This window comes from Culturomica sp. (assembly GCF_003524185.1).
GTDB classification, from domain to species: domain Bacteria; phylum Bacteroidota; class Bacteroidia; order Bacteroidales; family Marinifilaceae; genus Culturomica; species Culturomica massiliensis.
In genome coordinates this window covers 1-12,423 of the sequence record NZ_DOED01000033.1, presented here as the reverse complement: position 1 = coordinate 12,423, position 12,423 = coordinate 1, and the positions used below count along the sequence as shown (strand labels likewise).

Genomic DNA, 12,423 nt, shown 5'->3' with positions numbered 1-12,423 from the left:
TGACGAATCAGGTAGTCAAATAATTTACAATCTAAAATTTACAATTAAAACCTACAATTTTTTTAGCTCGGGCTATGGGCATAATCGTAAATCGTAAATCTAAAATGTATATGTGCTTTAAAGTCCGTAAAACATCGTAAACCCGGCAGACGTTCAAATGTTTTAACGTATAGTGGCGAAATATATCTTCCGTCCACATGGGTATTGTCATAAAAAAAACGATATTTGTACTATAAACTAACATTATTCAAGATGAAAAAAGGATATATTGTATTGATTGTAATTATCGTAGCCATATTGGCTATCTTCTTTTGGTTTAAAGGAACATATAACGGCATGGTGAAAATGAGTGAAGCCGTATCTGCTCAATGGTCAAATGTAGAAAACCAATACCAGAGACGCATCGATTTGATACCGAATTTGGTAAATACCGTAAAAGGTTATGCCTCCCATGAAGAACAAACATTGATCGATGTCGTAAATGCCCGGGCACAGGCAACCAAAACACAGATCAATTTCGACCAATTGGATGAGGCAACTTTGCAAAAACTAAACCGTACCCAGGGAGAATTGTCTTCTGCCCTTTCCAGATTAATGGCTATTTCCGAAAGCTATCCTGATTTGAAAGCCAATCAAAACTTTATGGAACTGCAAGCACAACTGGAGGGAACTGAAAACCGGATAGCAGTCGAAAGACGGAAATTCAACGAATCGGTTAGAAATTACAACGCCGATATCCGCCAATTTCCTAAAAATATCATAGCCGGTATGTTCGGATTTACGCCCAAACCATATTTCGAAGCAAATGAAGGTGCCGAACAAGCCCCGAAAGTAGAATTTTAAACCGGACTTATTAAAATTGTAGATTTACGATTTACGATTTTAGATTATACCCATAGCCCGGAAGCTAAAAAATTGTAGATTTACGATTTTAGATTTACGATTAAATAAATCTGATGACGAATCAGGTAGTCAAACAATCTAAAATCTACAATTAAAACCAGGTGGAAAACAACTTTTAAAAAAGGCCAGGCCTGAAAAACGGATAATCCATGGTTAAAGACTGAATAGTTTTTTACCAGGACCTATTAAATCCCGGGTAAAGCCATAGACAAAAACAGAATTAAACATGTCGCCCGAAAAATATTTTACACAAGCCCAGAAGGATGCAATGGTAGCAGCGATTCAGGAAGCTGAGAAGTGTACCTCCGGAGAAATCCGGATTCACTTTCAGAATCATTGTCAGACAAATCCATTGGATAATGCCGTCGAGGTTTTTGAAAAACTGAAAATGCATGAAACGGCACAACGCAACGGTGTACTCATATTCATCGCTCTGAAAGACAAAAAAATGGCCATCCTCGGAGATGCGGGCATCAATGCCAAAGTAAGTGGAAATTTTTGGGATGACATAAAAAACCGTATGGTCGAAAAATTCAAAAGCGGACAGATTTGTGAAGGTGTCTGTGAAGCCGTAAAAGAAGCGGGGAAACAACTGAAAACCTATTTCCCTTACCAAAAAGACGACATCAATGAACTACCGGACGATTTATCGTTTAAAGAATAGATAACGAATTCTGTATAAAGTGCATTAAAATTTACGATCTAAAACCGGATCATCTGTAATTTATAACCTATGACTAAATATTTTCTATCGTTACTGTTTATCCTTATTCTATCATTTAACGGAAGGGCACAGGATTTTCCGGAACCGATGTATCCGCGGCGGATCGTCAACGATTTTACAGCAATGTTTACTCCGGAACAACAATCTGCTCTGGAAACGAAACTTCGTCATTTCAATGATACTTCCTCTACCCAGATTGCTGTAGTAACCGTACCGGATATACATGGATATGCACCGGGAGACTATGCGCAACGACTGGCAGAAAAATGGGGCATCGGCCAAAAAGGAAAAGACAACGGCATCCTCGTTTTGGTTAAACCCAAAACCGGGAGAGAAAAAGGAGAAGTAGCCATTGCCGTTGGATACGGTCTGGAAGGGGTTGTTCCGGATGCTGTCGCCTCCCGGATTATACGCAATGATATTATTCCGGAATTTCAAAAAGGCAGGTATTACAACGGTATAAATAAAGCCGTAGACAAACTGATCGGACTGGCAACCGGAGAATACAAAGCAGAGAAAAGCGGCGATGACGAAAATTGGACATGGTTTATCGTCCCGTTTATAATTCTTTTCATTATCCTTCCGTTATTGGGACGCAAAGGCGGAAACCACAACCACGGAGACGGGAATTATACCGGTAGCGGAAACAGTGGAGGCCCCTTTATTTTCTGGGGCGGCCTCGGAAGCGGACAGCACAGCAGCGGAGGAAGTTTCGGCGGATTCGGTGGGTTTGGAGGAGGAAGTTTCGGGGGTGGAGGCGCCAGTGGAAGCTGGTAATTTATCCCGAACGATAAAAACACAAAACAAAAGATAGCGTTAAAGCAAGCAAAACTTCTTTAACGCTATTTTCTTTCCCTTCTCCCGACAAAACTTTTCCTTCAAAATAAAGTATAATACAGGGTAAACTTTTAACCGGCAAACAATTAAAAGCAAACACCCCATGGAAAAAGAAAATCCATCTATCGAACCAGGAACTCCGATACCGGGAAAAGACTATTCGATAATTATCGACACCAAAGGTCCCTACTTCGTATACGGCCATCCCCGGCTACAACAGGAATTTATCGTTCCTAATGCCGATGGTGAAGCCTGGGAATACCACCCGGGAGAAACGTATAATACGGAGGCAGAACCTGTAGCCCTCTGTCGTTGCGGACATTCCCGGACAAAACCCTATTGTGACGGCGCGCATACCCAAGCAGACTGGGATCCCCGTCTGACTGCCGACCGGACACCTTTGCTCGATTCGGCAGAAACCTATGACAGCCAATATCTGGAACTATCCGATAATCCGGATTATTGTGTACACGCCCGTTTCTGTATGGCAAAAGGTACGGTATGGGAACAAATCAACAATTCAGACCAAAAAGAGTCCTATGATCTTTGTGTCCGGGAAACTTTCCATTGTCCCTCCGGCAGATTGAAAATCAAGAATAAAAAAGAAGACCGGTTTCTGGAACCGTCTCTAAAGCCTTCTTTAAGCCTGATAGAAGACCCTCAGGAAGATTGCAGCGGACCGCTATGGGTGAAAGGAGGCATTCCGATTGAAGACTGTGAATGCAACGCCTATGAAATCCGGAACCGGGTTACCCTTTGCCGCTGCGGGGCCTCCACAAACAAACCCTATTGCGATGGAACTCACGCAACCATACACTTTAAAGACGGATTAAAACCCCTGAAAAAACACAAAGAATAAATCCGAGACTCACACAAACCAAGACTTACATCATTGAGTTATAAACCTCAAAAAGAGGCTGCTTTGTAGCAGCCTCTTCCTTTGTCTATTATTTCTGTTTACAAGCTTGAATGGCTTTTTGTATTTTGCTATGTAAAGTTCTATACGAATTATGAATATCTGTCACAGCAGTAGTCTCATCCACAGTACCGACATATATCAGCAGGGTAAATCTTTCTTCATCCCATCCGTCTACCTCATCTCCGTTCGGATCATATCCCACGATCACAACAGTATTCCCTTTCTGATAAACGATAGCATAACAATCTTCCTCCTGCACCTCGTTTACTCTGATAGAAAAGCCGGCATCCGCAAGACGCGACTTTACCTCAGTATAATCCGATAAGGGCCGGTTAATATACCCCAAAGCCGTCGTCGTTTGCAAAGTTTGTCCGGAAAACCGGACCAATGCATCAACCGGCGTTAACAATTCAGGGAAATCCTCTCCCAATTGTGTATCCTCCCAGTTTTCGACATCCCGCAGGACTTCGATACGTAAAGACAAAGACGCGACAATTTTACCAAATATTTGCGCCGTTCCTTCCGTATAAGACGAACCGTTCACCTCCACATATTCTCCCGTACCGCTCACATCGAAAGCATATTTTCCATCTGTTTGTAGCACAACGTCGACTGTGATTCCCTCTGCTTGTAAAACAAAGGTGCCTTTCGCTATTGTTATGTTACCTCTATAACTCCCATTATTCCCATTAAAGCCATTGATCGTAAGCAGGCAAGATTCATCATCACTTTCTGAACACACCACCATCAACACGGTATCCGACCACATCATTTGAATATTCTCGGGAGCAAAGTTTACCCTTACACTCTCCCCTTCTTCCTTTACGATAAGCATCGTATTTTCTTCACCTCCTCCTTCCTCACAGACTTCGATATCCGGTAAAGTGATATCAGTACCGGTAAGAGTTACATTCCGTATAAAAGTAGTGCCGGTACTCAATGTAAAACGTAAAACAACTGAACCGTTGATATTCGGTGCATTCAGTTTGAAGCGCCCTTCCCGGTCTGTCTTTACCGGCATCATCGTACAGGTCCTCCCCTCATGATCGTATTCACAATTAATAAAAGCAACAGGTATTTCTCCACAGGAATTGACGATTTTCCCCGTGACAGACCTCGGACATTGCAATTCCAGATTACGGGTTACCGTCGTTCCCCCGGCCTGTCCCGGTAACTCGTGAGCGACACCCGGCAGCAATCCGTAATCTTCGGAAAGTATCCGGACCGTTACCGACGTGTTGGCCGGAATATATACTTCGTATTCCCCCCGGCTATTTGTGTAGGCATAGGTTTGATCTACCGTTACTTTTATATTCTGGACCGGCCCATTGCAATTGGTAACCGTTCCCTTCACCGTCACCCGGTCCTCCGGCCAATCCAGGTTGTGCCACGAAAAATGATTTACTTCGCCGACGTATACATTTCCTTCCAGACGGGCTACCCCTTCTTCCACCCACATTCCGGTCTCTTCATTGAAATACCACAACGGAATCGTTTCAGGCGGATTGCTTTCCATTCCTTCAGGGATAGGGAAAGTCATCACCGAAGTCCCGTCCTCTTTCAATTGTAAAGCATTGCCGCTTCCATCGGTAAGAGAAACTTCCACCATTCCCCACGACACCAGTTGTACTTCACTATTATCCGTACGGACTGCCGCCAAATCACCCCCGGGCATCATTTCATTAAATGTCTCGTTATTCGGGTCCAGGTAAAGCATATCCGCATTTACAGTCCCCGTATAAGCCGTACCGTCACTCTTCACGACTTTAGCAGCAGGAATATCCACTTTCATATCCCCGACAGTAAGCAGCCGCCCCGAATTTGCTTCAAATGTCGCACTCGTGCTGATATCACTGTTTCCTTTCTCATGCATCACTACTTCCAACGTGATTTCTTCACTGCTCGTTCCCGAACGAGTCACCGTAAAATACCCGGCTTTCTCAAAACGAAATAGGGTACGGTTGTTAACGGTTCCCATGCTTTCAAAACGGAAAGCACCATTTGCATCCGTAATAGCCGAGAGAGTTCCTGTCGTTACCTTCACCCCCGACAAAAGCACTCCGTCGATATCCTTAACGAGTCCATAAACCATCGCATTTTTCATAACGACATCAGGAACCTCCGGATCCGGGCCGGGAGGGGCCTCTCCCTTCTTCCCATCGTCCGAACAAGCCCACACGACAGCCAGTATCATTGTCGACAAGGCAAATAACCAAAAAGAAACATTTTTTTTCATGATCGTATGTTTTAGAATTATAAGTTTCAGATCAAAATACAGGTCACTTCTTTATAAACTCCACCCTCCGGTTTTTCGCCCGTCCCTCATCCGTCGAATTATCAGCGATAGGATTGTTTTGTCCTTAAAATAAAAACCGTCGGTAAAGCCTTCCTCCCGGAGTCAATACATGTAAGGACGCACGCCCATGATCGCCGTCAAAACGACACTCAGGACAACTGCAACGACAACCATTGTAATTAAAGCAGCTACAAAATAATTTGTCGTTTTCTCTTCAGGCACCTTCATCATTGGCTTTAATCCGCAATAGAGAATATACAATGCATACAAACCAGCTACTCCTGCCAGGAAACTAAGACTCCAGTAAATGTAAAAAATACCGCCGACACAAACAGCCGCATAGCAATAGGTCGCCAACTGAAAAGCTTTGTTAAAACTTTTCTCTGCCCCGAAATACGAAGCCAACATGTCAAAAACAAAAGCCGTCAGAAAGACACCCCCTATAACCGAAACATACTGCAAAAGCGCCATCCGTATGCCCCACTCCAAAGAGGCGATATGCCCCACCAAAGGAATCCGGAAACCGATCAATCCGTAACCGATAAAAGCAGCCGCAGCCGGTAAGATAGCAAGCCACAACAGATAAGTCGTAAGCAATTTCACCGGAGTATCGTTCTCCTGCCCGATTTTACTCCATTCCTCTTTTGGAGAAATCAGAATGCTCTTCGTTCTTTCTATAAGATTCATCATATTTTTTTTTAAGAATTCATCAATTACGAACAGCCTCCATCTTCTTCTTCGCCGAAGCAGACAAAGGAGGGCGTACTGCCGTCCGGGTAATCACAGCACGAGATCCGCCACTTACAGTAAACTCCATGACTTTGAGCGCACCCGTCAACTCCCCGCCGATCGGATTACTCTCTGTTCCGGCAGGGAAGACTCCTGCGGCCGGATTTTGACCGTAAGTTACCCTGATCAGATCATTTTTATAAATTGTTGTAATCACCCAATTGGTCGCAATCTCGGGTCTGCAATTGGAATACATATTCACCCATACTTCATACTTACCAGACTGTACATACTCGGCAGGATAAAACACATTTTCATTATTAATCCCATCGATAACGCAACCGGCATTCGAATCAATATCCAGCCCCCAAAGCAGGGAATCCAATTCATAATCATAACCTCCTTCGTTATAGTAATAGATAACCTCTCCGTCAGGTTGTACGACATACAGATCCACATCTTTCTCATTGTCAAAGGAAAGACTGATTTGCAAAGCTCCCGTTCCGGCACGTATGTATCCGATTTCCGAAGTAAATATTTCTGTGATTTCTCCGTCTGCCATACGCGCAGCAATCCGGATCGTAAAAGAATGATCCAGACTCTGACTGATCAACAACACGAGCGGATATATCGTGGCTTCATCGGCCCGGACCGTTCCGGGCACATAACGATAATAGCCTGCGGTTCCTACCACACCGACATAAACCTCCGTAATCTGCCTTTCAGATACTAAAGTTACAACCGAAGACCCTCCGGCCAGCACATTTCTGTTCATATTTACCCGATCCAAAGCAATACTTCCTGTTGCCTGAGGGAAATCATTTCCGACATACTCCGCCTCTTTGATACTGAAATACTCTTTCTCGATAGGATTCCGGTCCGGACCATCATCCTTATCACTGCAACTAAAAACAACAAGAAGAACATATGTCAATAGAACAAATACGTTCAAAATAAAAAATCTATTAGCCTTCATAACTTATCTGTATTAATTTCCGGACAATCGAAAAATCCCGTGTCCGGCAAAAAAAACAATGATAATCAGCATAATGTAATGCCCGCCTTATAAAAGACAGGCACCCATCAAGGAATATGCCCTTAGAAATGATAAGCAGCACCGACACCGACCACAGCCCGTGACCAGTTGCTTACCACATTGTATTTTGCCCGGAAATCAAGAGAAATGGCTTCTGAAAGCCGATATTCGACACCGGCTCCGAAATTGATACCGAATTTAGTTTCACTCGACTTTGCAGCACCTCCTCCATACTCCTCCCATTCGTCTGCACCCTCCCATTTGACTGACGCACCCTGTATCGTAAGACCGAATTGAGGATATAACACAACATCCCCAAGTTTGAAAAGATATTGCCCGTTGATACTGAAATCCCAGGTATTCCATTTCAACTCTGCACCCAATGCCTCTGCTACTTTTTTTGGGAAAAAGAAATTGAATTCCGGAGATAAACGGATGGCATCCGTAATACTCCAATTGAAATCCAATCCCACCCCGAACTGCGAACTCAAGCCGGCAGCAGGACTGGTCCCCAAATTCAGACGTAATCCGGCAGACACATCTCCCTTTTCCTGAGCCTGTACATACATTCCGGACAATGCAATAGCCAACGTCAAAACGAAACTTTTCATAATTGTTGTTTTCATGGTGATTGATTTTAGTAATAATGCCTACTCTATTTGCTTTTCGGCGATCGCAATTCTGTCGTTAGTTAAATTTTGTTTTATCATATTAATGAACTACAACAAAAATAAAACAAACGAATACACCAAAATACCCCCAAAATGGGGTATTCTACTGATAATTAACAAATACCCCCCAAAATGGGGGTGTCATGTTTTTCTTAAAAATTATATATTTGTATTAATAAAAAAGCGTATCCCTATGAAAATACAAAACAGAATCCTTTGGGTTGTTGCACTTATGTATATGGGAAGTTTTACCCTGCCGGCAGAAGTAACTCCGGCTTCACTGGAACAATGTCTTTACAAGCCGTCAATCGGAACGGCAGAAAAAGCCATTCTCTGTGAACGATGGGGACGAAAATATCTATACAAAATGCACAAAAAGCCTATGATTTTGCCCGTCGGAGGAGTGAATGGGCACAGGAATGTGGAAAGCAGGAAACAGAGGGACAATTGCAATGCCTGTTGAACGCCATATACACATGACATGGGACAATACGATTCATCCGTTTATTGCTGCCAGAATAGGATCAAAATAGCACGGGATGTAAACAATCCCCCCAGGCCAACACACCCCTGGCTTATATCGGAAATACTTACTGGCCCCAGTCCCGTTTCGACAGTGCACTTTAAAAACCGAATTAAAAACAAAAAACAATTATGATAAAAGTAATCGTAGTCGACGACCATCCTATTGTAACCGACGGTATCAAAAAATTAATCGATAGCTGTCCGGATATCCGTACCATAGGGACGGCCCTCTGTGGTAAAGACTGCAAAGAATTATTGCAAAAAACGACACCGGACGTCATATTACTAGACATCAATCTGCCGGATATCAACGGTATGGACTTATGTCGATATATACGGGGATTTTATCCCTTTGTCCGGATAATTGCTCTTACCGGCTTTAAAGAATATTTCTATATGCAAAAAATGCTCCAAAACGGAGCAAACGGGTATTTATTAAAAAATGCCTTACCGGAAGAAATTATTGAAGGCATACGGGAAGTATATAACGGAAACTCTTATTTCAGCGAAGAAGCCGACAATGTTTTACAAGCACATAACAACAACAAACTTTTTCTGACATTGCGGGAGACCGAGTTGCTAAAACTCGTCGTAGAAGGCTACACAAATAAAGAGATCGCTTCAAAGTTATTTTTAGGTGTTGAAACGATTAACAGCTACCGTAAAAATCTACTATTAAAATTAGGAGTTAAAAACACCGCAGCCATGGTCAAACTGGCTATTACGGAAAAGCTGATTTAAATAAAAAAAGTCCCCGGACCATCACGGTGGGAACTTAACCTGTCTAACCAAAACTTATGAAAAAAACGAACGTCAAAAACTGAAAATCAATATCTCTTTAAATCAAACCGGAAATCAAAATCAGAAATTTCACTTCACCGATCGATAAAATTCAGATTTACACCCGAAAAAGACATCATTTCTTTTCAGTTTCAAAAATATACATTCGTTGTCACGTCATTGTGACAAAATCATGAAGTAAAAGTGACATTTTATTGCTATAAAAAATCCGGATCTCACAATGAAATCCGGATTCCTGTATTTCTAAAAACAAATTATCTGGCAGCCATAACTTCCTGCTCGATTAAATTTGCTGTTGTCTGATCGAACACCAGGGTTTTGTCGTTCGGCAAATAAGTGAAAACACTCTTATCACGCATTTCCACTACTTTTGTTTTATTCTCACCGTCCATCAGATACCACGCTTTTTCTTTCGGGAAATAACGAAAATCCACAGCTTCCTGTCCGTCCGTCGAAGCAATCGTCAACTGATTTTGTTTCTTAATCATCTTATACATCTGTCCTTCGTGCAACACATCCATTTCTTCTACTTCATCAGCTCCCATTGCTACCGGATTGTTACCACCCCAAAATTCGATAGAGTTAAAAATCAATGCATCTCCCAAACAGCACAATTCATAGGCCGGCAGAATACACAAACCGAAAAATACCAATTCATTTACAAACTTGCTGTTAGAAACCTGACCGTTCCAACGATGCAACTTTGAAGTAAGTGAAAACGATCCGTAACATCCTGACATCAAAATTGCAGTACAAGCAATTAATACAACAACAGTAAATTTGGTTAATAATTTTTTCATGATAGATAAATTTAAAAGATTTATAGTATTGTTCCTAAGAAATTTTAATCCCTATTATACTTCTATTATGCAAAGTTAAAAAAAATAGAAAAAAAAGAGAATACATCAAGGCCTATATCTCCTTTTACTTATTTTTCTTCTATCACTTTTATACGTTTTGTTTTCAAACGGGTTTCCAACCAGGTTTTAAAACGCTCTTCATCATCCTCTGAAGGAGGCTTTTGATAAGACAAAAAAGCTACATTCAAAGTATCGTTTGTCTGTAATTCGACATTTATACGTACCATACGGGACAAAGCGATCGATTTTACATAAGGAAACAAAATCTTCAATTCCGGTCCAAGCTCCACGGTCGCTGAATCATAAACCGTATAATTGGTCAGGCGGGCTTTCAACAAGCTGATCTCCGCTTCCTGACTAACCATTTTCTCCCGGTTTAAACGATAAAAATCCTGTAGGACAAGGCTATTCAATCCGTCTTCTTTTTCATCTTCCCCAAGTCCCTGAGAAATCGACAGCGCAACGTTTTTCAATCCATATTGCTCCATTTTCTGACGCAACATCACAATTGATTCTTCCGATACTTTTTTTCCGATCAACGAAACGGATATGCTACGTTCCGGAGCTTCCGCCTGTATATGCTTGTTGACGACGAATGTATTCGGGAAATTGATCTCGTTGGTGATAAACCGGTTCGCATTGGTTTCAAAAATATTGGTACGCACCATATTATATGTAATATAAACACTCGGCACCACGGTCAGGAAAAGAATCGTATAAACCAGTTGCTGCACCTTTTTTTCCCGCACTTTATCGACAAACGACTTTTTGGAAAAATGCATCAGTTTTACACCCAATGTCGTAGCAAAAGCAATGAAAACCGAATTGATCACATACAGATAAAACGCACCGAAAAAATAAGAGAAATTCCCGCTGGCAAGACCGAATCCGGCCGTACACAAGGGAGGCATTAAAGCCGTAGCAATAGCTACACCGGGAATCACATTCCCTTTTAAACGCGTACTCGAAGCGACAATACCAGCCATCCCGCCGAAAAAAGCGATCAAAACGTCATAAATCGTCGGAGTCGTTCGCGCCAGTAACTCGGAACGGGCCTCGTTTAAAGGAGAAATCAAAAAATAGAACGTAGATGTCAGAATTCCGAACACCGTAGCAATGGCTAAATTACGGAATGCCTTTTTTATCAACTCGAAATCATTAATTCCAAGCCCTAAACCGATGCCCATGATCGGCCCCATCAAAGGAGATATCAACATCGCACCGATAATAACGGCCGTTGAATTCACATTCAACCCCAAAGAAGCGATAAAGATAGCAAAGATCAATACCCAAAGATTACTGCCTTTGAAGTTAATTCCACTGCAAATATTTTCCACCGTTTGAGCCTCACCTTCGCGATCCCCGGAAGGATCAAGGATTCCTTTCAAATAATCTTTAAATTGGGTAAATAACTCCGAGAATTTCATACGAACTTTCAATTTAAATATCGAAACGCAAATTTACTGATTTTTCCGGCTATAAAACAAGAAAACAAAAACATAGGTGAAGGTCCACAACCTAATATTCGTCATTTTTATTTTACACCAACATTATTCGATTGAATAACAGATCATTATATCTATCACCCGGAAACCCCGAAAAAATAAAACTCACCCCGGAAAATAACCCGGATATTCTTCCGGATATATTATCGGAAAAACGGATATATTGATTTTTTGTCTTTAAGTTTTTTCTTTACACGTTGATCAAGCCGGCTTAAAATATCTGCTCCCAATCGTAATAATTTCATTATAAACCGATCACACGTCAATACGTCTAACAAAAACCATGACAACATACTGATTTTCAATAAAATATTAAACAAAATCTATATAAACAAGATAAGAATAATATACCTTTTTAGATAACTTACTCACTTCTAAGCTTCCAATTTTTAGTTAAATTATATCAAAAAAGTGACATCATTTTTGCTTTTGGAAGATTACTTTTTTAGATTTGTAATAAACAGAATGGACTATATCATAAGTCAAAAACATTATACTTACATAAACGATCAGGATATACCCGTTTTTTAGAGAAAATAGCGTCTGATAATAGTTTAACCAAAGAACAAAAAACTTTTCTTGCGAAAAGTATAGCGTATGGCTATTATATCAAAACA

At 41.4% G+C, this 12,423-nt stretch carries 12 protein-coding genes; 6 read left to right on the top strand and 6 right to left on the bottom strand.

Annotated elements, in window-relative coordinates; all coding sequences use genetic code 11:
- The first annotated feature begins 252 nt into the window (after positions 1 to 252).
- From DD657_RS11265 to DD657_RS11250, 4 genes are all read left to right on the top strand, one after another.
- Complete coding sequence (locus tag DD657_RS11265) at positions 253 to 843, top strand: LemA family protein (RefSeq protein ID WP_021989120.1); 591 nt, start codon at positions 253 to 255, stop codon at positions 841 to 843.
- Between the two features lie 286 nt (positions 844 to 1,129).
- Positions 1,130 to 1,567: a TPM domain-containing protein gene (locus tag DD657_RS11260; RefSeq protein WP_021989121.1), complete on the top strand. Its 438-nt coding sequence runs from the start codon at positions 1,130 to 1,132 to the stop codon at positions 1,565 to 1,567.
- 69 nt (positions 1,568 to 1,636) lie between these two features.
- The gene (locus tag DD657_RS11255; RefSeq protein WP_287049924.1) at positions 1,637 to 2,404 is read left to right on the top strand and encodes a TPM domain-containing protein; all 768 of its coding nucleotides are present in this window, start codon (positions 1,637 to 1,639) and stop codon (positions 2,402 to 2,404) included.
- Positions 2,405 to 2,567: 163 nt separating this feature from the next.
- Positions 2,568 to 3,323 (top strand): CDGSH iron-sulfur domain-containing protein, encoded by a 756-nt coding sequence (locus DD657_RS11250; RefSeq protein WP_287049923.1) that lies wholly within the window; start codon positions 2,568 to 2,570, stop codon positions 3,321 to 3,323.
- Positions 3,324 to 3,411: 88 nt separating this feature from the next.
- Here the strand turns inward: DD657_RS11250 and DD657_RS11245 are convergent, their stop codons facing one another.
- From DD657_RS11245 to DD657_RS11230, 4 genes are all read right to left on the bottom strand, one after another.
- Entirely contained in the window at positions 3,412 to 5,619 is a 2,208-nt protein-coding gene (locus tag DD657_RS11245) for a carboxypeptidase-like regulatory domain-containing protein (protein WP_287049922.1), read from the bottom strand.
- Between the two features lie 162 nt (positions 5,620 to 5,781).
- Positions 5,782 to 6,366 (bottom strand): Yip1 family protein, encoded by a 585-nt coding sequence (locus DD657_RS11240; protein WP_287049921.1) that lies wholly within the window; start codon positions 6,364 to 6,366, stop codon positions 5,782 to 5,784.
- Positions 6,367 to 6,388: 22 nt separating this feature from the next.
- Positions 6,389 to 7,384 (bottom strand): hypothetical protein, encoded by a 996-nt coding sequence (locus DD657_RS11235; RefSeq protein WP_287049920.1) that lies wholly within the window; start codon positions 7,382 to 7,384, stop codon positions 6,389 to 6,391.
- Between the two features lie 122 nt (positions 7,385 to 7,506).
- A complete protein-coding gene (locus DD657_RS11230; protein ID WP_287049919.1) occupies positions 7,507 to 8,070 on the bottom strand; it encodes an outer membrane beta-barrel protein in 564 nt (187 codons plus the stop codon).
- A gap of 238 nt (positions 8,071 to 8,308) precedes the next feature.
- Between DD657_RS11230 and DD657_RS11225 the strand changes: the two genes are divergently transcribed.
- Both DD657_RS11225 and DD657_RS11220 read left to right on the top strand, forming a co-directional pair.
- A complete protein-coding gene (locus DD657_RS11225) occupies positions 8,309 to 8,578 on the top strand; it encodes a hypothetical protein (RefSeq protein ID WP_021989128.1) in 270 nt (89 codons plus the stop codon).
- Positions 8,579 to 8,769: 191 nt separating this feature from the next.
- Positions 8,770 to 9,381 carry a response regulator gene (locus DD657_RS11220; protein ID WP_287049918.1) on the top strand — a complete coding sequence of 204 codons (612 nt, stop codon included), beginning with the start codon at positions 8,770 to 8,772 and terminating at the stop codon, positions 9,379 to 9,381.
- 314 nt (positions 9,382 to 9,695) lie between these two features.
- Here DD657_RS11220 and DD657_RS11215 read toward each other — a convergent pair whose 3' ends face one another.
- Together DD657_RS11215 and DD657_RS11210 are read right to left on the bottom strand one after the other, a co-directional pair.
- On the bottom strand, positions 9,696 to 10,241 hold the full coding sequence (locus tag DD657_RS11215) for a DUF3332 domain-containing protein (protein WP_068691679.1): 546 nt from the start codon (positions 10,239 to 10,241) through the stop codon (positions 9,696 to 9,698).
- Between the two features lie 128 nt (positions 10,242 to 10,369).
- A complete protein-coding gene (locus DD657_RS11210; protein ID WP_068691677.1) occupies positions 10,370 to 11,728 on the bottom strand; it encodes a DUF389 domain-containing protein in 1,359 nt (452 codons plus the stop codon).
- Positions 11,729 to 12,423: the final 695 nt, after the last annotated feature.